Source organism: Erythrobacter sp. S57(2025) (assembly GCF_057365055.1).
In genome coordinates this window covers 2,693,538-2,717,417 of record NZ_CP200299.1, presented here as the reverse complement: position 1 = coordinate 2,717,417, position 23,880 = coordinate 2,693,538, and the positions used below count along the sequence as shown (strand labels likewise).

The following is a 23,880-nucleotide window of genomic DNA, read 5'->3' as shown; positions in this document are numbered from 1 at the left end:
CTCTCTAGCGAGAATTCATGACTGACACTCGATTCGATCCGTCTGCAGCTGACGGGCGCTGGCAGGGCGCGTGGGATAAAGCGGGCACGTTCACCGCTGATAGCGATAGCGATAAGCCAAAGAGCTACATCCTTGAGATGTTCCCCTATCCATCGGGGCGCATCCATATGGGCCATGTGCGCAATTACACGATGGGCGATGTGCTCGCGCGCTTTAAGAAGATGCAAGGGTGCGAAGTGCTCCATCCGATGGGCTGGGACGCTTTCGGGATGCCAGCGGAAAATGCTGCGATGGAGAAGAAAGTCCATCCCGGTGCCTGGACCCGCTCCAATATTGAGGCGATGAAAGCGCAATTGAAGCGCATTGGCTTCGCGCTCGATTGGACCCGCGAATTCGCGACCTGTGACCCGGAATATTATGGCCACGAACAGGCGCTCTTCCTCGATATGTACGCCGCCGGCCTGATTGATCGGCGCTCTTCCGAGGTGAACTGGGACCCGGTCGACATGACCGTGCTCGCCAATGAGCAGGTGATTGATGGCAAAGGCTGGCGATCAGGCGCTGAGGTTGAGAAGCGCAAGCTTGACCAGTGGTTCTTGAAAATCACCGACTTTGCTGACGAGTTGCTCGAGGGGCTGGGTGAGCTCAAAGACTGGCCTGACAAGGTCAAGCTGATGCAGGAAAACTGGATCGGCAAGTCGTCGGGGCTCGAGTTTTCGTTTGAGCTTTCAAACGGCGAGAAGCTGCCCGTCTACACCACCCGTCCCGACACGATTTTTGGCTCAAGCTTTGTCGCTGTCGCCGCCGATCACCCAGTTGCGCAAGCGCTAGCGGGCGATGCGGACGTCGCCGCCTTTATCGAAGAGTGCAAGAAAGGTGGCACCACCGCAGCGGCGCTGGAGACGGCAGAAAAGCTCGGCTACCGCACGTCGATCACAGCCAAGCACCCGTTTACGGGCGAGGCTATGCCGCTGTTCATCGCGAATTTCGTGCTGATGGATTACGGTACCGGTGCGGTTATGGGTGTGCCGGGCCACGACCAGCGCGACTTTGAATTTGCGACCAAATATGAGCTGCCCATCACCCGCGTCGTTGCAAAGGACGCCTCCGAAGCCGATGCGCCGATGGGGAATGAGGCGGAAGCCGGAGACGGCGTGATCGTCAATTCCGACTTCCTTGATGGCAAGTCGGTTGAGGACGCCAAAGCCGACGTGATCGCACGCGCTGAAGCGGGCGGCTGGGGTGAAGGCACCACCGTTTGGCGGCTGCGCGACTGGGGCATCTCGCGCCAGCGTTATTGGGGCACACCGATCCCCTTCATCCATTGCGATGCATGCGGGATCGTACCCGTGCCCAAGGATCAGCTCCCTGTCACTCTGCCCGAGGATGTGGATTTTGAAACGCCCGGTAACCCGCTTGAGCGTCATGCCACTTGGAAGCACACATCGTGCCCCAAATGCGGCGGCGAAGCGGAGCGTGAGACCGACACGCTCGACACCTTCACCAATTCCAGTTGGTACTTCCTGCGCTTTGCCTCGCAGCCTGCGGATGCACCGTTTGATCCGGTTGAGATCGCCAAGTGGATGCCGGTGCAGCACTACATTGGCGGGATCGAGCATGCGATCCTCCACCTACTCTACGCCCGTTTCTGGACCCGTGCGCTCGCTCACATTGGCAAGTTCGATGTGAAGGAACCGTTTGCCGCTCTGTTCACGCAAGGCATGGTCACGCATGAGACGTACCGGGTGGGGGACGGGCCATGGCTCAGCCCGGCAGAAGTTCGCATTGAAGGCGAAAAGGCATTTACGCTTGATAGCGGCGAAGAGGTCGAGCGTGGCCGCGTCGTCAAAATGTCGAAGTCGAAAAAGAACGTCGTCGATCCGGACAATATCATCGACAGCTACGGCGCAGACGCCGTGCGCTGGTTCATGCTGTCAGACAGTCCGCCCGAACGCGACCTTCCATGGTCAGAGGCCGGGATCGAAGGCTGCTGGCGTTTTGTCCAACGGCTTTGGCGCCTGTTCGGTCAGATCGACCCTGAAGCGGCCGGCGAAGACAAGGCACTCGCTCGCAAAGCCCATCAAGCGATCGTCGCCGTCGCCGAAGATATTGAAGCGCTCAGTTTCAACAAAGCGGTTGCGCGTATTTACGAACTCACCGCGGCGGCTGAAAAAGCGCAAGCCAGCGAAAGCCGCAATTTCGCAATCCGCACGATCCTTCATCTTATCGCCCCCATGATGCCGCACTTAGCCGAAGAGGCATACGCGCAGCTGGGAGAAGACACACTGATCGCTGAGGCGGCTTGGCCCGCCTACGATCCTGCGATGTTGGTTGAGGATGAAGTGACCATCGCGATCCAGCATAAGGGCAAATTGCGCGACACGATCACTGCGCCCAAGGGTGCAGCCAAAGAAGACCTCGAAGCGCTTGCACTGGCGAGCGAGAAGGTCCAGCGTTCACTTGACGGGGCAGAAATTCGCAAGGTGATCGTGGTGCCTGATAGACTGGTCAACATCGTTACATGATGCGCGCAGTGCTCGCCTCTCTTGCGCTGCTCGCATTGACAGCCTGCGGGTTGCAGCCGCTTTATTCGACCGGCTCTGGGTCTGCCGTGGCCCAAGGTTTGGCCGCCGTCGACGTGCCCGCCATTCCGGGGCGCGATGGCTGGCTTGTTCGCAATGCGCTGCAAGATCGGTTGGGCGTTGCCAATAACGGATCCGACAATGCCAGCCCTCGATATCGCCTTGATGTGCGGCTTGATGATGCGCTTGAGGCATTGGGTGTCCTAAACGATGACACAATCAGCCGCGAACGCCGTATCTTGCGCTCACGCTATCAGTTGATTGACCTTACCACTGGCGAGATCCTGCTCGATGCGACTGCTGGATCGGATGCGGGGATCGATGTGGTCTCTTCCGAATATGCAACCATCGCCGCTGAGCAAACCGCGCTTGAAAATCTGGCCAAGGACGTGGCCGACCGGATGGTGACGCGGATTGCACTCACCCTTCGTGAGCGCGAACGGGCGCAGGCAAGCGAGTGATGGGCGGGTGAAGGCCCTATGAAGGCAAAGCACACCGAATTTGCGCGCGGCCTGCCCAAATCCGCGTCTCAGGCCTCTCTTTTCTTCTTTTGCGGCCCTGATGAAGCGGGCGCTTCCGCCGCCGCTGCCAAAATCATCGAAGCCATGCCTGATGCTGGCGAGCGGGTTGAGCTTTCCGGCGGCGATTTGAAGCGCGATCCTGCCTTGCTGGGTGACGAGGCGCGATCATCCTCGCTCTTTGGTGACAAACGCCACATCCTTGTGCGCGCTAGCGGGGACGAAGCGCATGATGCACTAAAGGCCCTGATCGAAACCGGCGAAGCGGGCGCAGGCGATGCCGCCCCGGTGCTGGTTGTCGCGACCGCGGCCACAGACAAATCACGCACAGCCAAGCTGCTGGAGAAACGCGGCGATGCGTTGGTCGCGATGTTCTATCCGCCCGATTTGATGAGTGTCGCAGCAAGCGTGCGCAATATGGCCGACGCGGCAGGACTGCGGCTGGGCGGAGATCTGGCAGAGCGGATCGCGCGGGCAGCGGGGCTTGATGTGCGGCTTGCACAGTCCGAGGTCGACAAGCTCGCGCTCTACATGGATGCCGATGCCCAGTCGCCCAAAACTGCCAGTGTCGAGGACTACGGTGAGATTGGCGCGGCGACCGAAGAGGATGGCTTTGGCCCTGTCGTCAATGCGGTGATGGGTGGAGAGCTTGGCAAATTGCCGGTCGAAATCCGCCGGATTAAAGAGCTTGGCCTTAATCCCGTTGGGCTATTGCTGGCGCTGGAGCGGCGTGCAGCGCAGCTTGCGCAGATCACCGCAAAACTCGGCACGCGCGGGTCGTTTGATAATCTGGGACGCGGGGAAAAGGCCCAATTGGGTATTTTCTGGAAGGAAGAGCGCGAAATCCGCCTGCAATTGGGGGCATGGCCGCGGCAAAAGCTTGACCGCCTGATCCCGCGGCTCATCGGGCTGCACCGTGCGCTGCTTTCAAACAGTCAGGCCGCAGAGCTATTGCTTGCGCAAGATCTCACTGAAATCGCCAGATTTGCCGCGAGACGGTAGCAAATTCGGACGGTCACCCATTTCGCAGTCGCGCGAATGGCGCTTTTGTGTGTAAAGAGTAGTTAGCAAGTTAGGGTTGCTACTTAAGGGGCGCCTCCATGAGGGGTGCGGGAAAACATGAATAAGATGGCTGGGGTGCAGCTGGAAACAGTGACGCCCAATCAGTTTGACCATGCGGTCGTGCCGTCGCTGGAGCGGCGGCGTCTTCGCGCTTATGCGCTGATGATGCTCATTGATGCAGCGGTCTTGCATCTCGCCTTTGCGGTTGCTGGCCTGCTGTATGAAGGCGTCTGGTGGTATTCGCGCAATATGCTGGCTGTGCAGATGATGCTGCCGGTGTTCTTCACGATCGCCCTGTATAATATGAGCTACAGCGGCAAAGCGTTGACCGACTGGGTATTTGGCGCGCGCCAAGCGATCATTGCGCTGGTTATTTCTGCAACGCTGCTGAACTTTGTCGCATTCTACATGAAGACGACTGCGCAGTTTTCGCGTGTTTCGGTAACTCTGGGGCTGTTGCTTTCAGCATTGTGCATTCTGGCATTGCGACGTCTGGTGCCTGTGTTGGTCGAGAAATTTTGGGCAGGCCGCACATTGAACCGGCTGGTCATCGCTGATGGCGGCCCAGATTTCACCCACGAACGCGCCGATACAATCTCAGCTGAGCAATATGAGATCGATCCCACCAGCCATGATCCTTTCATGCTCGATAGGCTCGGCAAGCTTCTGCAAAATCAGGACAAGGTGGTGGTAAGCTGCCCGCGCGAACGGCGCGAAGCTTGGGCGTTTATGCTCAAATCCACCGGCGTTCATGGCGAGATTGTCAGCGAACCCCTTCATTTGCTGGGGGCCACTGCGGTCAATCGCTATGATGAGCAGGGGCGCACGACATTGGTGGTGTCGACCGGTCCCCTTGGGCTGCGCTCGCGGATTTCGAAGCGATTGTTCGATATGTTTGTCGCAGGCGGCGCATTGCTAGTGCTTTCGCCATTGATGTTGGTCACGGCCTTGTTGATCAAGCTGCAAGATGGCGGACCGATCCTGTTTGTCCAAAGGCGCTTGGGCCGAGGCAATCAGTTTTTCGAAATGCTCAAGTTTCGGTCGATGAAGGTCGATAAGAACGATGCGGATGGTGACCGTTCAACAGGCCGCGCAGATGATCGCATCACCCGTCTCGGAGCCTTTATCCGCCGGACCAGCATTGATGAGCTGCCGCAGCTGATCAATGTGTTGCGAGGGGATATGTCGATCGTTGGACCGCGTCCGCATGCGCTGGGCAGCCGGGCCAATAGTAAGCTGTTTTGGGAAGTGGACGCGCAATATTGGCATCGCCATTGCTTGAAACCCGGCCTTACTGGCCTTGCGCAAATTCGTGGCCATCGCGGTGCGACCGAGCAGGAAAAAGACCTGACCGACCGGTTGCAATCGGACCTTGAATATATCTCAGGCTGGTCGCTGCGCCGAGACATAGAGATCGTCTTCCGCACGATCTGGGTGCTGCGTCACGATAACGCGTACTGACTTTCGCGCGCCTTTGAGCGAGCGGTCATGCTTATGGCCGCTTTTGCTACCGAACTGACCTAGCTCCCTGATACCGTGAACGTACCGCGCACGCGGCCATCTGAACCTTCTTCGCCTGGCGCTGCGTTGCCACCGCTTGATCGGCCATCAATCGTTGAAAGTCCGCTGTCGAGATCAATCACCAGCCGCCCGCCGGACAGCGCATCGCCGCCACGGCTAAGTCGCACATTGCCAGCCATGGTGATAACGCGCTGGCCAAAATCATAGACCGCTACATCGCCGCTTGCCCGCTCACTGCCGCGTGTCACGACCACACCGCCATTGGCGGTAATGCGGTTCACATCCAGCGAGCCATCATCAGTATACTGAACCAGCATCCGGTTAGATCGAACTCTAAGACCAGCCTGATTGACGATAACATCCCCGGTCAGCACAACTCGATTTGATCGGTCATCGAGTGTGAAGCTCCCCGCATCAAAGGAGACAGGTGCCTGCGTGTTGTGCGAGGCAAGCCCCTGTGCACCCGCGCTTACGACACCGCCAAGCACACTCGCCATGGCAAAGCCGCCTGCGGCCCAGATCACGGCCACTCGTTTCAGATCTTTTGTGCGGGTCGTCATTCCGGAATCCTCAATTCGCCCGGTACCATTGTAAACCGGGCATTGCCGTCAAGCTTCAAAACGCGTGCATCGATATCCGCGCTCATCGTATCAGCGGTGAACGTGCCTGCGGGGATAGAGCCGGACACCCCGTTCTCGCCGCGCATCATGCGTTCTTCCAAATCGAAGGAGACCCCGCTGGCGGTCAGCGCATAGCCATCGGCGGTTCGCACGCGGATGGCGCCGTCCACATCGACGACCTCTTCATTGATGTCATACACACCGCCGGGCGCAGACAGCCGTGCTGGGCCATCGGTCAGCAGCAATTGCGCGAGCAGATCCTGCATGCGCACTTTGCCTTCCGCGCTGGATCGTTGCACCGCTTCGCCCGCGGTTATCGAAAACGGGCGACCTTCATTGTCGCGCCCGCGATACATGGCGTTATCGACGCTCAGCCGTTCATCAATCACCGAAACCTGCGTTCGGTCGAGCAAGAAGCTGACCTCCCCGCGCGGGGACAATGGCGTGATGATCATTAATGCGGCGAGTACGCCTACACCCATCGGCAAAACGCGAGCCAGGAACCCGACCAGCTTGTCATGACTGCCACCGGGCGCAGCGAAATGCTGTCGTTTGGAGCGCAGCTCTTGCGCTTCGCTGGTTTCGATGCGGCGTTTGATGACCATGGTGTTTGCTTAGGCGTAGAAACCTTCATTGTGGCTGAATATGTCGCGTCCGTCCCAACCTGCAATGTCGAGCAGGGCGCGGCTTGGGAGGAAGTCGAAACAGGCCTGGGCGAGATCAGTGCGCCCTTCGCGCTCCAACCGCACTTCCAATTCGGCGCGCAGGCGGTGCAGATAGCGCACGTCAGATGCGGCATAGTCACGCTGTGCATCGCTCAAAACGGGGCCGCCCCAGTCGCTGGATTGCTGATGCTTTGAGATGTTCTCTCCCAGCAGCTCCTCAGTTAGGTTCTTGAGGCCATGGCGGTCTGTGTAGGTGCGCACCAGCTTGCTCGCGATCTTGGTGCAGAACACCGGCGCCGCCATCACGCCCAGATAATACTGGATCGCGGCCAGATCGAAGCGCGCAAAGTGGTACAGCTTAACCCGGTTCTCATCCGCCAGGATCGCGCTCAGATTGGGCGCGTCATACTCGCTGCCCGGATTGAAGCGCACCAGATGCTCATCGCCAGAACCGTCGCTGATCTGCACCAGGCAAAGGCGATCGCGCGGCGTGATGAGGCCCATGGTTTCCGTATCGACCGCCAATGCCGATGTGCCCTGGAGCACGCCATCGGGGAGGTCTTCTTCATGAAAGTGAACTGCCATAGGCTCAGCCTCTACGCCGATTGGGGATAGAGGGAAAGAGGTCTCTCGCCCTTAGCGCATCGCAGGGTGTAGCCTTGGCTGTAAGATGGCGAGAGACGACATCCCCGAAAGCTGGCGCGCGGCGCTGGAACCTGCATTGGCGACGCCCGAGGCGCGCAAGCTGGGCGGGTGGCTGCGGGCAGAGGAAGCGGCGGGCAAGACCATCTATCCCCCGCAAGGCACGCGGCTGGCCGCGCTCGCCACAACGCCGCTCGACAGTGTAAAGGTGGTGGTGCTTGGGCAGGACCCCTATCACGGGCCGGGCCAAGCGCATGGGCTCAGTTTCTCGGTGCAAGACGGAGTTAAACAGCCGCCGTCACTGGTGAATATCTTCAAAGAGCTGGAGAGCGATCTTGGCATCCCGCGCCCGGTCACCGGCAACCTCACCCCGTGGGCGGAGCAGGGCGTGCTGTTGCTCAACAACACATTGACTGTCGAAGCGGGGCAGGCGGGAAGCCATGCTGGGCGCGGCTGGGACGCGATCACTGATGCCTGCGTTCAGGCTGTGGTGGAGCAAGGCGCGCCAACCGTCTTCATCCTTTGGGGCAGCCATGCGGCGAAGAAAGCGGGCCGTGTGCGCGGGCTTGGAAGCGCAGATCACCACCTTGTTATCAAGTCTCCGCATCCCAGCCCGCTGTCTGCCCATCGCGGCTTTTTCGGGTCAAAGCCTTTCAGCAAGACCAACGCCTTCCTTGATGCCAAAGGCGTCAGCCCGATAAAGTGGGCGCTATGACAGAAGAGGAAGCTAGAGCCGCGCTCACCGCTCGCCTTGCTGAGCTGGACGCAGAGGATGCCGCCAATAACGAGGCGCGCGATCCCGTGACATTGCAACAAGACAGCGTAGGCCGCCTCAGCCGGATGGACGCAATGCAGCAACAGGCCATGGCGCAGGCAACCGAGCGCCGCCGCGCGCAAGAACGCGTGCGGATCAAGGCTGCTTTTGAACGGATCGAAGACGGTGAATGGGGCTATTGCGCAACCTGCGGCGAAGATATCGCCGAGGCACGCCTGCGCCACGATCCAAGTGTAGCAGTGTGCGTGGGGTGTGCGGGTTAGACCGGGATAGCTGTCTCAAATTTTACGCGCGAATAGACGACGTGGCTTGTGCAGCGCTTGACCGCTTCGTCCTGAATGATGCTTTCCTCGATCCATCGTTCAAAACTCGACATGTCGGGCATATGGACGTGCAGCACTAAGTCTGCCTCCCCTGTCACGCTATAGCATTGAGTGACGTGAGAGCTTGCGCGATAATGGCGTTTGAGCCGGTCGTAATCCGGCCCGCGCTCTTCATTTAGGCTCACCATTACAATCACCTCAATGCCCAGCCGCCGGGTGTCAATTAACGCAACTTTGCGCGTAATTATGCCTGATTGGCGAAGTTTATTGAGACGCCGGCGATAGCTTGAAACAGACAAGCCAACGGCCTCGGCTATGATTTCCGGCGATCGGCCCATGTCGAGCTGAACCTCTCTCAGAATTCGTCGATCCGCGTCGTCGAGCATTGTTTGAGTGCTATCGGTCATTTGCACACGTTGAACGAACTAAATCGAGCAAGCAATGATCGAAAATGCGCACAATCACCTTTTTGGCCAAGCTAACAATGAAACCGGGATCGGGAACTGAGTTTGAAGGATTGTCGCATCATGAAGAGTATTTCCCTGTCCCTGACCACACTTGCTTTGATGCTTGGACCGTGTGCTCCAACAGCTCAGTCGCAACACGCAGAAACACAGCAACCCGCCAGTGGGGCTACTCTTTTTGCTCCGAACGATTTGGAACAGGCTGGACGCGTCACCCTTAGTCCTGCGTTTTCGCCTGATGGGAATACGATCTATTTCACGCAGGCCGATTGCGAACGCATCTGGAATTGTCCTCAATTACTGATGCGATCCAATAGGACGGCGAATGGTTGGTCAAAGCCTGAGCTCGTTGAATTGCCTCAAACCGCTAGAGCCGATTGGCCCAGCGTCTCGCCTGATGGCTCATTGCTCTATTTTTCTTGGGCACCGTCTCGCGAGCGGCATCGTGGTCGCAACGTGATTGAGGATTTTGATCTTTTCAGGCTCGACCTAACTGATCCTCAGGCCAAGCCGGAGGCGATTGACGAACCCGACATAAATCGCATCCGTGGTGGGCGCATTCGTACGACACGATACGTCAATAACGAGACCGCTCCTGTCCTTACTCGTTCAGGCGACCTCTATTTTTGGAGCGAGCGTCTCGATGGAGCAGGCTTGCGCGACATTTACCGCGCGCGCAGTGATGGTGCAGGGGGATTTGGACGTCCGGAGCTCTTGCCAGCACCGATCAACAACGATGGAGAAAATGACGGATCTTGGCTGTCACCTGATGGGTGTTTGATGCTGCTAAGCACCTCTGAACGAGGAGACCAAGCACCAGGCGATCTGTTCGTTTCGACTGCAAAAAAGGGAGTTTGGTCCGAGCCACTCAGAATGGGTAAGAGCGTGAACTCCCCCAATTCTGATTTCGCTGGACGGATCACGCCTGATGGAAAGACCTTGGTTTTTACCTCTGACCGTCCCGCGCGTGGGCAGGAGGCGGGATTGTACCAGGTCTGGCAAATTCCTGTGGCTGAGGTGCCTGAACTGTCTGAAGCCATGCAGCGCTGCCGATGAATCAGCCGCAACCTTCGCCGTCCTGATCAGTCTTTCCAGAAACCCAGTTAAAGGCGTTTTCCAGTAAGCGCCGGTAGTGCGGATCGGTGTAGCTTTGGTCGCTATGGCCGATGGCTGAATAGACCGCGCGGCCTTCGGCTGGGCAGCGGCTCCAGACGATTGGGTGGTTTTGCGCGCCTTCGCCCATGCGTAGATCTGACACATCGCCATAGACATCGTTGCGAGGGCGGTATGTGCTTTCATCAAGCCCAACGAGCACCGTCATCCCGTGGTCCTGCGCGCGCCCATCAAAACTGTACCATTCATCATTGTGCAGCCACTCAAGCGGCAAGCCTTGCGTCACGGGGTGCTGCGGGTTGAGCACTTCGAGGCGCGCATCCTGAAATTGCGGGTCAGCCGGGTGCCCGATAAAGCGCGGACCGATCAGCGTCTCCTGATACCATTCCCAGCTCGATTGCGAGGCGTCACCGGCGCTGTGCAAACCAATCCAACCACCGCCTTGCTCGAGCCAGCTTTGAAAGGCTGTTTCCTGCGCTTCGTTGAGCGTGTCACCGGTCATATTGTTGAAGATAACCACTTCGAACTTCGCCAGATCGCGCGGGTTGAAGATGGTGGGATCGACCGTGGTGAAGATCCCAAATTCATGTTTGCGCGCCAGTTCGACAAAGAAGGCATCACCGCCCGCAATCCCCTCATTATGCCGCCAACCGCGCGTTTTGGAGAACACCAGAATGGCGGGCTGCTGCATCCAAGGGTTGAGGTCAGGGGGTGAGGCAGTTTCTGCCTCGCTCACCGTTTGCCCATGTCCTGAAACGGCGGGTATCAGGAGGAAAAGGCTGCAAAGCATCAAGCCGGAAAGTTTGCGCAGCATTACGATGATACTCCCGGTATTGTTGGGCCCTTAGTGTTGTGGCCGGCGGCTCAGCCTTTGCCCTTGGTCTTGGTTCTGCCAGCTTTTGCGTTCTGTTCAACGAAATCAATGATCGTCGATGCAATATCGAGACCGGTTGCTTTCTCGATACCCTCAATCCCTGGCGAAGAATTGACCTCCATGATCACCGGACCGTGATTGGATCGCAGCATATCTACGCCGCAGACATTCAATCCCATTCGGCGCGCCGCGCTTACTGCTGTTGAGCGTTCTGCTGGGGTTATTTTGACGACTTCGGCGCTGCCACCGCGGTGAAGGTTCGAACGGAATTCATCGGGCGCGCCTTTGCGTTTCATCGCCGCGACCACTTTGCCGCCAACGACTAGCGCGCGAATATCGGTCCCGCCTGCCTCTGCGATAAATTCCTGAACCAGAATATTGACGTTCGCGCCGCGGAACGCCTCAATCACGGATTTCGCGCTCGACATGGTTTCAGCCAGCACGACCCCGATGCCCTGTGTTCCTTCGAGCAGTTTGATAACCACTGGCGGGCCTTTGACCGCTTTGATGATTTCCTCTGCCGCCTTTGGATCATTGGCATAGGCGGTGAGCGGCAGGCCGATCCCGTATTTGGAGAGGATTTGCATGCTCCGCAATTTGTCGCGGCTGCGCCCAATGGCGACGCTTTCATTGAGCGGCCACACCCCTTGCATTTCAAACTGGCGCAGGACGGCAAGCCCGTAATTGGTAATGGAGGCGCCAATGCGCGGGATCACCGCATCATAGTCTGACAGCGTCTCTCCATTATAGGTAAGTGTAGGCCGATGGCTGGCGATGTTCACATTGCACCGCGTGGTGTTGAGGATTTCGAAGATGTGGCCACGTTCTTCGGCCGCTTCCTTCATCCGCACATGCGAATACAGGTTGGGATTGCGAGCAAGCATTGCGATTTTCATGTGTCGTAATCCTTCTTGATTTTCGCCTTGTTCGATTGCAGCCATGAACTGCCACTATCGACCAGAAACCGCCGCCGCAGGGCCGAACGCCCGATCAGTATCGGAAATTTCATATCGGACCTGTCAGCCAGGCTGATTTCCGCTTTGAATTGCAGCCCGCCGATCTTCATTGGCGTCTTGATCACATAGCGTTGCTGGGTTTCGCCATTGGAGCTGGTGATGCCGCGTATGTCGACATGAATTGCCTCGCATTCACGCCGATAGTCGCCCCAATCGACCGCGAAACGGACATATCGGCCGTCTTCGCGTTCAAACTCTTCAATCACTTCACCATGGAGCGAGGAGGTGCGTGCACCTGTATCGATCTTGGCCGGTATATCGATCAGGCCAAGATCAGGCAGCGCGACAAGCTCACGCCATCCGACTGCGCTAGTAACAAGGCTATTCATAGAATTTTGGCTACCAAAGGGGCTGTCACCGCTGCGATGACGCCAGAACTATCAAATAGTCCCAGCGTAACGCGTTGCCAAGCGATTCCGGTTCTATCGCTTAGTTGCCGCGGGGTTCCAGCTTACGCAGCTCCATCGGCCAGCGTCCGCCTTGCAGCCTCAGCACGCCATCCACCAACTGCCCCATCATGCCATCGAAATTGGCAACACCCATGTCGTTGCGCTCAAACTCGAAACGGATTGTCTCGCCTTCGCCTGCGTTGAAGTCGCTTAGGCGGAATGTTTCGGATTGGACTTCGTAAATGTCCTGAGAAAGCTGCACGCTTTCAACCGCGTCGCATTCGCTAGGGGGTGACCAGCCTTTGGAATAAACCTGTGCGCTGCGAACCTGAATTCCATTGGCGCATGTTGCGGAGACAGATCCGTATTGGAATGGCTCACCATTGCTGGCCCAGACGATCCGCAAGAGCGGGCCATCTTGTGTTTGCTCCAGCCCAGACCAGCCAAACTTCGGCGGCACGGGCTTGGGGTTGCTGATGAACACGATGGTGCCGTCTTCTTCAGACCATGTGCCCGCTGCTCGCATGTCGAGCGCGCCGACGGATAGGCCCCACTGAAAAGTGCCATCCTCCCGGATGATCATCCCCATCGCCATTTCCATCTGACCGCCATCATAGCGGCCAACGAAGTCGGATGGTGCAGGCGCGGCTTCGGGTGCGGCCGCTTCCTCTTCAGCCTCATGCGGATGCGCAATCGCCGGCGCGGCAAGGCAAGCGGCAAGTGCGATCAGAGCTGAGGCAGCTTTGCGCATCATCAAAAATCCGCAGTTATACGCAAACCTGCTGTTACCCCGGTGTCCCGGAATGCGATGGCGCTGTCGACGACCTGCACATTGGCGGTGAGGCCAATGCCTTTGGTGATTTCATAGGTGTAGAACGCCTCCACACCCTGCTCGTCTTCAATGCCGAGGCGGAAAGCAATGTCATCGACCAGTTCATCGGTCAGCGAGTATTGGAAGTAAGCGAGGCCAAAGCGATCCTGTGGGCGGAAGCGGGGATTGCCTGAAATGCCGAAATAGCCGGAATAATCGAGGAAAGTCGGATCGCCCATGGAGGCTTGGAAGCGCGCGAGGATGCCCCAGCCCTTGCCCCGTGCCTCAGGGTACATCTTGATGAACTGATAGTAGGAAAGCTGCATTGCCAGCTCGCCGCTTTCATTGCCGAAAGTGCCAAAGGGTTGCGGCGGCGGGGTGAGCGCGCGTGGTAGAATGTCGACGGCGAAACTGTCGCGTGTCGACCCCACGATGGCGAGGTTCACAATGCCGGGCAGACGGTTGACCGTGGTGCGGCGTGCAGCAGCGAGCATAAAGCCGACGCCGCTTTCAAATGCGGTTTCGAATCCGGTACGCTGATACTGGCTGTCTGGATCATAGACCCATGCGCGGTAGATCATCTTGCCCTTGGGCACGGTCAGCATCGCGCCTGTCAGCGTGTTGGGAACAACAGCGGTGGGTGGCAGAGCAAGGCCAAGGTTCTGGAATCCGAAATGCCCGTCACTCGCCACGATTGGCAGCGCGCCTGAAGTGTCGAGCACGTTCATCTTGCCGATCTCAAGGCTGGTGCCGTTCGCCCATTGATAATGGAGGCTGGCAGACAGGTCGAAATCGCCCGCGCCCTCGGGACGGAAGAGCGCGGTGTTGCCCGGGATCAGGCCGATTTCACCATTGGACGTTTTGCCCCAAGTGTATTCGGGGCGAAGCTTGATCGTCAGGTTGCTAGGCCCGCCATAATAGCTGCCGCGCACTTCGAGATAGCCATCGACCCGGCCTGAATAGCGCGCGAGGCTGCGCGCGTCGCCTGCGATTGGCACATCAACGAATTGTGATGCGACGACGCGCAGATCGACGTCCGGTGGAGGCGGTGGTGCCTGAGGGGTAGGTGTGGCTGGCGGAGCTTCGCCTGCCGACTGTGATTGGTCTTGCGGGCCCACGGTCGGTGTTGCAACCGGGCTTAATGCTGGTGCTGACACACGCTCATGCGGACCGATCTGGATACGCTCAGCACCATTGTTTTGCAGCGGCACAGCGCCACTTGCGGCAAGCTCAAAGGTCTCAGCCGACAGCGCAAACTCGCCGCCATTTTCTGCCGCAGCAGGGGTAGAGATGAGCGCGGTAGCGCCGCCTAAAATGGCCAGAGCACGCAGGCTCGGCCTCACAAAATTCGTCACGGACCCATCCCTCTCAAGTACAGCGGTCATTTGTTCTGCGCCGCTCTTTTTCCCGGATACAACTTGAACCATCTGCGAGGCATTGGGTCAAGTTGGCGATGAGGCGGTGTATTTCAGAAATGCGATAAGTTGTGGACTAGAGAGGATAGAGTTAAGACCATGTAAACGCGCAGCAAAACTTGTGCGAATACGGATATTTGCTTGCGCTATTAGCGTGGCAATTCGGAGACACCCATTAAGGCTTCGTCGACGGCGCGCGCGCATTGACGTCCTTCACGGATGGCCCAGACTACCAGACTTTGTCCCCGGCGCATGTCACCGCATGCAAAGACATTGTCCGCGCTGGTCGCATAATGATCGGTATCAGCGCTCACATTCCCGCGATCGGTCAGCTCAACGCCAGCTTGCTCAAGCAAGCCCGCTTTCTTCGGCCCGACAAAGCCCATGGCGAGCAGGATCAGATCCGCTTTGAGAGTGAACTCACTGCCAACAATCTCGCGCATCTGGCCATCCACCCATTCAACGCGCGCGCACTCAAGACCGGTAATGGTTTCGCCATCGCCGACCACGCGCTTGGTAAGGACAGCCCAATCGCGCTCCACGCCTTCTTCATGGCTGGACGAGGTGCGAAGCTTGAGCGGCCAATCGGGCCAGGTGAGGTTCTTGTCCTCTTTCTCAGGAGGCTTGGGCATGATTTCGAGCTGCGTGACAGACGCCGCGCCCTGACGGTTGGACGTACCAACGCAGTCAGAGCCAGTGTCGCCGCCGCCGATCACGACGACATGCTTGCCGGTGGCTTTGAGAGTGCCACGCGGAGCCGCACGCTCTTCTTCATCGCCGGCATTCCGCTTGTTCTGCTGAGTAAGGAATTCCATTGCGAGCCGCACGCCCGACATTTCTGCACCAGGAATGGCGAGCTGACGTGCATCTTCTGCGCCACCTGACAGCACGACCGCGTCGAAGTTTTCCTTCAAGCTCTGGAAGGAGACATCGACCCCGACTTCCTTGCTCGTTTTCAGCGTCACGCCTTCGGCTTCCATTTGGACGCAGCGCCGATTGATCAAGTGCTTTTCCATTTTGAAGTCTGGAATGCCGTAACGCAGCAATCCGCCGATCCGGTCTGACTTTTCAAACAGGGTCACTGAGTGTCCAGCCCGCGCCAATTGCTGCGCGCAGGCCATGCCAGCGGGGCCAGAGCCGACCACGGCAACCGATTTGCCGGTCTTTTTCTCTGGCACCTGCGGCTCAATCCAGCCCTCTTTCCACCCGCGATCAACAATCGCGCATTCGATTGATTTGATCGTGACCGGCTGGTCGACAATGTTGAGCGTGCAGCTTGCCTCGCATGGGGCAGGGCAGATGCGACCGGTGAATTCCGGGAAGTTATTGGTGGAGTGCAGCACGTCCAAAGCGTTGCGCCAATCCTGCTCGTAAACGAGGTGATTCCAGTCCGGGATCATGTTGTTCACCGGGCAACCATTGTGGCAGTACGGAATGCCGCAATCCATGCAACGCGAGGCCTGTGAAGCTAACGTCTCATCAGACGGCTGCACCACAAACTCGCGGTAATTGTCGAGCCGTTCCTTGGGATCGAGATAATCCCGCTCACGCCGATCGAGTTCGAGAAATCCGGTGTCTTTACCCATCGTCTTAAACCTTATTCCGCCGCCACTGATGCGGCTTCTTCGCGCTCAGCTTCCATTGCTTCCAATGCGCGTTTGAAGTCGCGCGGCATCACTTTTACGAATCTGTTCAAGGCGTTGTCCCAGTCGCCCAGCAGATCGCTTGCAACGGTGCTGCCCGTGTGGAGCTGGTGACGCTCAACCAAGATACGCAGGCGTTCCGCGTCGTGGCGCAGCATGTCGCCCATGCCCATATTGCCTACAGAGATCGGGCGCTGCTGTGGGCGGCCCGTGCCTTCATCATTGTCTGCTTCGGGTGAGACCGGCAACAGATCAACCTGTGCGTGGTTCACCAGCTGGCTGAAATTGCCCTCTGGATCATAGACGTAGGCCACGCCGCCGCTCATGCCCGCTGCAAAGTTGCGGCCTGTGCCACCCAGCACCACGACCACGCCGCCAGTCATATATTCGCAAGCGTGATCACCTGCGCCTTCGACCACGGCAATTGCGCCGGAATTGCGAACCGCGAAACGCTCGCCTGCGACGCCCGAGAAATAGGCCTCACCCGCAATCGCGCCATAGAGAACGGTGTTACCGACAATGATGTTGGCGTTGGAGGCGCGGGCATTGTCAGCTGGTGGACGCACAATGATGCGGCCACCACTCATGCCCTTGCCGACATAGTCGTTAGCATCGCCAACCAAATCCATCGTCACGCCGTGGGCGAGCCATGCGCCAAAGCTTTGGCCAGCAACGCCGGTGAGGTTTACGCGAATTGTGTCGACCGGCAGCCCTTCGTGACCATGCGCCTTGGCAACTTCGCCAGAGAGCATCGCGCCAACCGTGCGGTTCACATTGCGGATGTCGTAATTCAGTTCGACCGGGGTCTTGGCCGTAATCGCTTCCTTTGCGTCTGCGATCAATGCATTGTCGAGCGCTGCGCCAAGGCCGTGATCCTGCTCGCCCACATGGTTGAGCGGTGCGCCTTCGACCAGCGGCACTTTGTGCAACAGGCGATCGAGGTTGATCCCGCGCGCTTTCCAGTGACGGTGCATACGGGTCATGTCGAGACGGTCGACCCGGCCAACCATTTCCTCGACCGTGCGGAAGCCCATTTCGGACATGATCCCGCGCAGTTCCTCGGCGACAAAGAACATGTAGTTCACCACATGCTCGGGCGTGCCGACAAAGCGCTTGCGCAGAACTGGGTCTTGCGTGGCGACTCCGACGGGGCATGTGTTTAGGTGACACTTGCGCATCATGATGCAGCCCGCCGCGATCAGTGGAGCTGTGGCAAAGCCGAATTCATCCGCGCCCAGCAATGCGCCAATCGCGACATCGCGGCCCGTGCGAAGCCCGCCATCAACCTGCACCGCAATGCGCGAGCGCAGATCGTTGAGCAGTAGCGTCTGTTGCGTTTCAGCAAGGCCGATTTCCCATGGCGAGCCAGCGTGTGTGAGCGATGTAAGCGGAGACGCTCCGGTCCCGCCATCGTAGCCTGAAATCGTAAGGTGATCGGCCTTACACTTTGACACGCCAGCAGCGACCGTGCCTACGCCCACTTCGGACACAAGCTTCACCGAAATACGCGCATCGGTGTTCACGTTTTTAAGGTCGTGAATCAGCTGCGCGAGATCTTCGATAGAGTAGATATCATGGTGCGGTGGCGGCGAAATGAGCCCTACGCCCGGCGTTGAGTGCCGCACCGCGCCGATGCGCTTATCGACCTTATGACCCGGCAGCTGACCGCCTTCACCCGGCTTTGCGCCTTGGGCCATCTTGATCTGGATATCGTCGGAATTGACGAGATATTCGGTCGTTACACCGAACCGGCCCGATGCAACCTGCTTGATCCGGCTGCGCATCGTGTCGCCGTTTTCCATGGGTGAGAAACGGAAAGGTTCCTCGCCGCCTTCGCCCGTGTTTGAGCGCCCGCCAATGCGGTTCATCGCGATGGCGAGGGTTGAGTGCGCTTCGTGGCTGATCGAGCCAAAGCTCATCGCGCCTGTGCTGAACCGTTTGACGATCTCGCTTGCCGGTTCAACCTCGTCCAACGGAATGGGGGTGTCAGCTTTCTTGAGTTCCATCAGCCCGCGAATGGTGAGCAACCGTTCGCTCTGCTCGTTCACGCTGCGCGCAAAGTCCTCGTAATTCTTGTGGTCGCCCTTACCATCATTGCCGCGCACAGCGTGCTGCAATTGCGCGACGTTTTCGGGCGTCCAAGCGTGCTCTTCACCGCGAAGGCGATATTGGTAGATACCGCCAACATCGAGCATGCCTTTATACAAAGGATTGTCGCCATAGGCCTGCGCATGGCGGCGCACGGTTTCTTCGGCGACCTCGTCCAGCCCGACCCCTTCGATGGTGGTCGCGGTGCCGGTGAAGTACTTCTCAACAAAGTCTGAGCTGAGCCCAACTGCGTCGAAAATCTGCGCGCCGCAATAGCTCTGGTAGGTCGAGATGCCCATTTTGGACATGACCTTGCGAATGCCTTTGCCAACGCCCTTGATGTAGTTTTGTTGGACCTCTTCGGCGCTCAGTTCCGAATGCTTGCGCGCACGAATATCTTCGAGCGTTTCGAAAGCGACGTAGGGGTTGATCGCTTCCGCGCCATATCCTGCGAGCACGCAGAAATGGTGCACTTCGCGCGCTTCGCCGGTTTCGATGACGAGGCCGGTTTGCATCCGCAAACCTTGGCGTACCAAGTGGTGATGCACCGCTGCCGTTGCGAGCAAAGCGGGCATAGGGACGCGGCCTGCATCTTGCGCCCGGTCTGACAGGACGAGGATGTTCTGATCTTGCAAAACTGCCTCGGTCGCAGCCCAGCACATTTCCCTCAGCGCCAGTTCGATCCCTTCAACGCCTTTCTCCGCGTCAAAGGTGATGTCGATGGTCGAGCAACGGAAAGCGCCATCCAAAACCGCTTCGACCGAACGGATTTTCGCCAAATCTTCATTGGTGAGGATCGGCTGCTCCACCTCAAGCCGCTTATGCGTTCCCGCGTCATGGCCCAATAGGTTCGGCCGCGGACCGATCATGGAGAGGAGGCTCATCACCAGCTCTTCACGGATCGGGTCAATTGGCGGGTTCGTCACCTGCGCGAAGTTCTGCTTGAAATAGTCGTAGAGCAGGCGTGATTTGTCTGACAGCACAGCAATTGGCGTGTCGGTGCCCATGGAGCCAATCGGATCGTCGCCCTTGACCGCCATTGGCTCCAAGAACCGGTTGATATCCTCCTGCGTGTAGCCAAACGCTTGCTGGCGCTGGAGCAGGGTGGTCGGATGCTCGGCCACTTCAGAAAGCTCGGGCTCAATCTCGCTGATGTCTTCAAGCTTGAACTGCGCTTTATCCAGCCACTCGGCATAAGGCTCCGCATTGGCGAGCTCAGTTTTGAGCTCTTCATCTTCAATGATCCGGCCTTGTTCGAGGTCGATCAGCAGCATTTTGCCGGGTTGTAGGCGCCATTTGCGCACAATGTCTTCTTCGGCAAAAGGCAGCACGCCGCTTTCAGAAGCGAGGCAGACGATATCATCCTTGGTCACGCAGAAACGCGCCGGGCGTAGGCCATTGCGGTCCAATGTCGCGCCGATTTGGCGGCCATCGGTAAAGCATACGCCCGCCGGGCCATCCCATGGCTCCATAAGAGCTGCGTGGTACTCGTAAAACGCGCGCAATTTGGGGTCCATGAGGTCATTTTGCCCCCAGGCCTCAGGGATCAGCATCATCATTGCATGGGCAAGGCTGTATCCACCCGCCAGCAGCAATTCGAGCGCATTGTCCAAGCACGCCGTGTCCGACTGGCCATGCGGGATGATCGGCCACATCTTGTCCAAATCAACACCCAGCAGCTCCGATTCCATCGTGCGACGGCGAGCGTTCATCCAGTTCACATTGCCGCGAACCGTGTTGATCTCTCCGTTGTGCGCCATGAAGCGGAACGGATGAGCCAGCCGCCAGCTGGGGAAGGTGTTGGTTGAGAAGCGTTGGTGCACAAGTCCGAACGCGCTGACGCATTCAGGATCGCGCAGATCGTCATAGAAAGTCTGCACCTGCGTTGCTAGCAACAGGCCTTTATACACGATGGTGCGGCTGGAAAAGCTCGGCAAATATAGGTCCACGAGACCCGGCAGATCGTGCTTTTCAGCCAGTTTTGCGAGCGGGTTTTGCACCTGCTTGCGGATCACCAGCAATTTACGCTCAAACGCGTCTTGATCGGCGCAGTTTTCGCCGCGCGCGATGATCGCCATCTGGATCACTGGCATCGAATCGATAACGGCTTTGCCAAGCCCCTCTATCGTCACCGGCACATCGCGCCATCCGATCAGGCGCTGGCCCTCTTTGGCAGAGAAAGTTTCAAACCGCTCTGCCACGAATGCGCGCGCAGCCTCGTCCTGCGGCATAAAGCACATGGCGACCGCATAGTGGCCTTCTGCAGGAAGATCGTGGCCATGATCTGCCGCCCAGCGCGCGATCAGAGCGTGTGGGATTTGCATAAGCAAACCAGCGCCATCGCCCAGAAGCGGATCAGCGCCCACAGCGCCGCGGTGGTCGAGCTTTTCGAGAATTTCGAGGCTTTGTTCGACAATGGAATGGCTGCGCGCACCTTTGATATGCGCAACCATGCCCACCCCGCAGGCGTCATGTTCGTTCGACGGGTCGTAAAGACCCTGGGAATCTGGGTATCCCATGGCAAAGGTCCGTTCTGTCAGATGCCATGCATATGAGGCCAGCCGGGCGGCTCATGCGCGAAGGCGTGTGTGTCGAGCGCACCGGATGCATCATCCGGACCGCGCCGCGTTCACGCGCCTTTTGCCGATGGATTCTCGATATTGCAACCGCGAAGGCTGAATTATTATTACACTCAGGACAATCTGCGCTTTAGTTTGATTGCGTCAATTGCGATCAAGTGCAGGTCAGATTGCAAAAATACGCATAATGCGCATTTTTTATGCGGCGCCGCGCAAGTTTTGTAGCTTGCTCAAAGCGGCGCGCAAATCACGCTCTGTCCGGCTCAAGTCGTCAGCTGCATGGTCTGCTGGCGCATTTTCGCTGTCTGCTTGGTCAAACCCGCGCTCTGTAAAGAGGGACAGGGCTTTGAGCGCTTCGGCCAGCGCGGGGTCGCGTGCAGGATGGGCCTTTGAAATGTCTGTGCGTTCGGCTTCCTGGCGTTCGTGCAATGCGCCTGCAAAACGCTCAACCATCTCGACGAGGCTCAATTCCTCAGGCGGTCGCTGGCGCAGCTTTTCGAGCGCGCTTTGCGCAGGCAAGGGAACGGGTACGGCTTTGGGCGCGTCTTCCTGCTCTGGTTCCGCTTCAGTTTCAGATGCATCTGCGGCTTGGTCTGTTTCTTCTTGTAAGTCTTCGACCCAAACAGCATTGCGGCCGGGCAATTCAGCAAATTCACCGAGATCCAGCGCGCGCGGCTTCGCGTCAGCGTCTTCGGTGCTGACTTCTGCTGGGCGTGCTGGCTTTTTGCGCAAAAGATCATCCGCTGACGCCGCCTCGCATGTTGCGCCTTCGCAGCTTTCGATCAGCGCGGCTTTGAAATGGCGCCGAGTGAAGCCGGGCTCGTCATCTTTATTGGTTTCAGCATCGGGCTCAGCTGGAGCCTCAAGCTCATAATTGCGCTCAGCCAGTTCGCCCAGAGTTGGTTGGTGTGTTGGTGGGCCTGATTCTGCAGATTCTTCACCATTCTCGTCTTCGAAAAGGCTCTGAGGCAAATCGTCGTACTCGTCCTCTTCTTTGGGACTAAACGGAATTTGCTCAAGCGGCGCGTCCAGGCTTTCGCTGCCCAGATCGACCGCCGGATTGATCATCTGACCACGGCGCGAAACCAAAGCGGAAGCAACCGCATCCTCAGGGGCGCTTTTAAGCTTGCGGTTGCGAAAGGCCGAAGCGAAGAAAAAGGCGGTTAGCCCGCCTAAAATGGCGGCGATCACGGCAAAGGCGATTTGGGCAAAGCCGCCCATCGATCCCACACCTGTTAGCATGGAAATGCGCACAATCGCACTGCCGGGCAGGACCATGACGGACCCACCGAGCAAAGCGGCGCCCCAAGCGGTCAAAAGCGGCACAAAGGATTTGTGCGCGACAATGGATGCCGCAGACGCCTTGGCCTTCTTTTTGGGCTTGCTCCGCTTTTGCGGTTCCCGCTCTATAAACTGGCTTAAACGCATGGTGCCCCTTGGTGCCCTTTGCCGACGTAAATTGAGCGAAGGGCCGGTCGATTGCACCTAAGCTCGTAATCCCTGTTCGCGGCTGACAGGCGTGTGCCCACCATCGCGATTAAAGTTCGCTAGCAAGAGATGGTAAACGTCTAGATAACGTCGGGCATTGATATGCCAGTCATGCCGGGTGCGAACATGGTCGAGGCCGCGCGCACGAACCGCGTCCCAGCCATCGCGTGCATCGAGCATATCGGCCAAGGCGGCCGCGCAGGCGGCGGGATCGTCTGGTGGGAAGAGAAATCCGGTCTCGCCATGGGTGATCAGCTCGCGGTGGCCGCCTACGTTGGAGGCGGCAACAATGCGGCGCTGCGCCATTGCTTCGAGCGGTTTCAGCGGCGTAACCAGATCAGTGAGACGCGAGTGCTTTCGAGGATAGGCGAGCACGTCAATCAGCGAATAATACCGCTCAACCTGATCATGGGGCACGCGGCCCGTGAAGATCACCGCGTCAGGTTCAGGCAGATTGGCGACCGCAGCGCGCCATGCCTCGTCCATCTCGCCTGCGCCGACCAAAAGCAGCTTTGCATCAGGGTGGCGTTCGCGCAGCATTGGCATGGCGGCAATCAGATCGTCGACGCCCTCATAGTCGTAAAAGCTGCCAATATAACCGATTACGGGAGCACCTGCGGCAAGCCCCAATCCACTTGCCAATTCGTCATCACGCGGAGGTGGATCCCCAAACAAGGTGAGGTCCACACCATTGGGCATCACTCCGATCTTGCCACCAGGAATGCCGCGCGCAATCAAATCATCGCGCAGGCCGTCGCAAATCGTAAAGACGGCATCCGCCCGGCCCGCGACCTGCGTTTCAAGGCTGCGGGTGAGTTTGTATTTGGCAGAGCCTTCGGTCCCGGTGTGGTTGCCAACAGCGGCATCCTCCCAAAAGGCGCGGATTTCATAGACCAGCGGCACTCCCAAAGCTTGCGAAGCGCGCCACGCCGCGCCGCCGTTTAGGGCAGGCGAATGTGCGTGAATGATATCGGGTCGCCAATCCCGCGCGAGCCTTTGGATTGAAGCGGACAGCGCGCCCATTTCCTTAAGCTCGCTTACCAATACAGGCCCCGACGGTTTGCCGTTGGTGCGGTGAAAGGTGAGGCCGTCGTGCTCTTCCGTGTTCTCTTCCCAGTCCGCCTCCAGATTGTGGCGCTGTGAAGTAACCCCGCGCACTTCCAATCCTGCCGCCTCCTGCGCTTTCAAAATGGCGCGAGTGCGAAAGGTGTAGCCGCTATGCAGCGGCAGCGAATGGTCAAGAACGTGGAGAATGCGCGTCATCGTGAGCGGCACTTAAACCCATTTTGCTT

The 23,880-nt window shown here is 58.3% G+C and carries 20 protein-coding genes; 7 read left to right on the top strand and 13 right to left on the bottom strand.

Going from position 1 to position 23,880, the window contains the following annotated elements:
* Window positions 1-17: 17 nt before the first annotated feature.
* From leuS to AC0V6N_RS12955, 4 genes are all read left to right on the top strand, one after another.
* Window positions 18-2,525: a leucine--tRNA ligase gene (leuS, locus tag AC0V6N_RS12970; protein WP_486171963.1), complete on the top strand. Its 2,508-nt coding sequence runs from the start codon at window positions 18-20 to the stop codon at window positions 2,523-2,525.
* Window positions 2,525-3,043 carry an LPS assembly lipoprotein LptE gene (lptE, locus tag AC0V6N_RS12965; RefSeq protein ID WP_486172490.1) on the top strand — a complete coding sequence of 173 codons (519 nt, stop codon included), beginning with the start codon at window positions 2,525-2,527 and terminating at the stop codon, window positions 3,041-3,043. The genes leuS and lptE overlap by 1 nt, the downstream gene beginning before the upstream one ends.
* An 18-nt stretch (window positions 3,044-3,061) precedes the next feature.
* A complete protein-coding gene (gene holA / locus AC0V6N_RS12960) occupies window positions 3,062-4,102 on the top strand; it encodes a DNA polymerase III subunit delta (RefSeq protein ID WP_486171962.1) in 1,041 nt (346 codons plus the stop codon).
* 117 nt (window positions 4,103-4,219) lie between these two features.
* Window positions 4,220-5,623, top strand: coding sequence for an exopolysaccharide biosynthesis polyprenyl glycosylphosphotransferase (locus AC0V6N_RS12955; RefSeq protein WP_486171961.1), 1,404 nt, complete (start codon window positions 4,220-4,222; stop codon window positions 5,621-5,623).
* Window positions 5,624-5,682: 59 nt separating this feature from the next.
* Here the strand turns inward: AC0V6N_RS12955 and AC0V6N_RS12950 are convergent, their stop codons facing one another.
* Genes AC0V6N_RS12950 through AC0V6N_RS12940 form a run of 3 tightly spaced genes read right to left on the bottom strand, consistent with a single transcriptional unit; the run spans window position 5,683 to window position 7,553 of the window.
* On the bottom strand, window positions 5,683-6,243 hold the full coding sequence (locus tag AC0V6N_RS12950; RefSeq protein ID WP_486171960.1) for an LptA/OstA family protein: 561 nt from the start codon (window positions 6,241-6,243) through the stop codon (window positions 5,683-5,685).
* The gene (gene lptC, locus AC0V6N_RS12945; RefSeq protein WP_486171959.1) at window positions 6,240-6,908 is read right to left on the bottom strand and encodes an LPS export ABC transporter periplasmic protein LptC; all 669 of its coding nucleotides are present in this window, start codon (window positions 6,906-6,908) and stop codon (window positions 6,240-6,242) included. The genes AC0V6N_RS12950 and lptC overlap by 4 nt, the downstream gene beginning before the upstream one ends.
* 9 nt (window positions 6,909-6,917) lie before the next feature.
* Window positions 6,918-7,553: a ribonuclease D gene (locus tag AC0V6N_RS12940; RefSeq protein ID WP_486171958.1), complete on the bottom strand. Its 636-nt coding sequence runs from the start codon at window positions 7,551-7,553 to the stop codon at window positions 6,918-6,920.
* Window positions 7,554-7,638: 85 nt separating this feature from the next.
* Here AC0V6N_RS12940 and ung point away from each other — a divergent pair, with 85 nt between their 5' ends.
* Together ung and AC0V6N_RS12930 are read left to right on the top strand one after the other, a co-directional pair.
* Window positions 7,639-8,325, top strand: a complete 687-nt coding sequence (gene ung / locus AC0V6N_RS12935) for a uracil-DNA glycosylase (RefSeq protein ID WP_486171957.1) — start codon at window positions 7,639-7,641, stop codon at window positions 8,323-8,325.
* Window positions 8,322-8,648 carry a TraR/DksA family transcriptional regulator gene (locus AC0V6N_RS12930; RefSeq protein WP_486171956.1) on the top strand — a complete coding sequence of 109 codons (327 nt, stop codon included), beginning with the start codon at window positions 8,322-8,324 and terminating at the stop codon, window positions 8,646-8,648. Before ung ends, AC0V6N_RS12930 begins: the two co-directional genes overlap by 4 nt.
* Here the strand turns inward: AC0V6N_RS12930 and AC0V6N_RS12925 are convergent.
* A complete protein-coding gene (locus tag AC0V6N_RS12925) occupies window positions 8,645-9,115 on the bottom strand; it encodes an Lrp/AsnC family transcriptional regulator (RefSeq protein WP_486171955.1) in 471 nt (156 codons plus the stop codon). The two genes, AC0V6N_RS12930 and AC0V6N_RS12925, sit on opposite strands and share 4 nt — an antisense overlap.
* Window positions 9,116-9,235: 120 nt before the next feature.
* On the opposite strand from AC0V6N_RS12925, the gene AC0V6N_RS12920 reads away from it, so the two are divergent.
* A complete protein-coding gene (locus AC0V6N_RS12920; protein ID WP_486171954.1) occupies window positions 9,236-10,228 on the top strand; it encodes a hypothetical protein in 993 nt (330 codons plus the stop codon).
* A gap of 1 nt (window position 10,229) precedes the next feature.
* On the opposite strand, the gene AC0V6N_RS12915 is transcribed toward AC0V6N_RS12920, so the two are convergent.
* The 9 genes from AC0V6N_RS12915 to AC0V6N_RS12875 all read right to left on the bottom strand — a co-directional run bounded on the left by AC0V6N_RS12915 (window position 10,230) and on the right by AC0V6N_RS12875 (window position 23,851).
* Window positions 10,230-11,099, bottom strand: a complete 870-nt coding sequence (locus AC0V6N_RS12915; protein ID WP_486171953.1) for a ThuA domain-containing protein — start codon at window positions 11,097-11,099, stop codon at window positions 10,230-10,232.
* A gap of 50 nt (window positions 11,100-11,149) precedes the next feature.
* The gene (gene rimK, locus AC0V6N_RS12910) at window positions 11,150-12,055 is read right to left on the bottom strand and encodes a 30S ribosomal protein S6--L-glutamate ligase (RefSeq protein ID WP_486171952.1); all 906 of its coding nucleotides are present in this window, start codon (window positions 12,053-12,055) and stop codon (window positions 11,150-11,152) included.
* A complete protein-coding gene (locus AC0V6N_RS12905; protein WP_486171951.1) occupies window positions 12,052-12,504 on the bottom strand; it encodes an ATP-dependent zinc protease family protein in 453 nt (150 codons plus the stop codon). Before AC0V6N_RS12905 ends, rimK begins: the two co-directional genes overlap by 4 nt.
* A gap of 100 nt (window positions 12,505-12,604) precedes the next feature.
* Window positions 12,605-13,318, bottom strand: coding sequence for a hypothetical protein (locus AC0V6N_RS12900; RefSeq protein ID WP_486171950.1), 714 nt, complete (start codon window positions 13,316-13,318; stop codon window positions 12,605-12,607).
* Entirely contained in the window at window positions 13,318-14,730 is a 1,413-nt protein-coding gene (locus tag AC0V6N_RS12895) for a carbohydrate porin (RefSeq protein ID WP_486171949.1), read from the bottom strand. Before AC0V6N_RS12895 ends, AC0V6N_RS12900 begins: the two co-directional genes overlap by 1 nt.
* 209 nt (window positions 14,731-14,939) lie before the next feature.
* Window positions 14,940-16,376 carry a glutamate synthase subunit beta gene (locus tag AC0V6N_RS12890; RefSeq protein ID WP_486171948.1) on the bottom strand — a complete coding sequence of 479 codons (1,437 nt, stop codon included), beginning with the start codon at window positions 16,374-16,376 and terminating at the stop codon, window positions 14,940-14,942.
* 11 nt (window positions 16,377-16,387) lie between these two features.
* A complete protein-coding gene (gene gltB / locus AC0V6N_RS12885) occupies window positions 16,388-21,040 on the bottom strand; it encodes a glutamate synthase large subunit (RefSeq protein ID WP_486171947.1) in 4,653 nt (1,550 codons plus the stop codon).
* A 258-nt stretch (window positions 21,041-21,298) separates the two neighbouring features.
* The gene (locus AC0V6N_RS12880; protein ID WP_486171946.1) at window positions 21,299-22,528 is read right to left on the bottom strand and encodes a hypothetical protein; all 1,230 of its coding nucleotides are present in this window, start codon (window positions 22,526-22,528) and stop codon (window positions 21,299-21,301) included.
* A 57-nt stretch (window positions 22,529-22,585) separates the two neighbouring features.
* Window positions 22,586-23,851 carry a TIGR04063 family PEP-CTERM/XrtA system glycosyltransferase gene (locus tag AC0V6N_RS12875; RefSeq protein WP_486171945.1) on the bottom strand — a complete coding sequence of 422 codons (1,266 nt, stop codon included), beginning with the start codon at window positions 23,849-23,851 and terminating at the stop codon, window positions 22,586-22,588.
* Window positions 23,852-23,880: the final 29 nt, after the last annotated feature.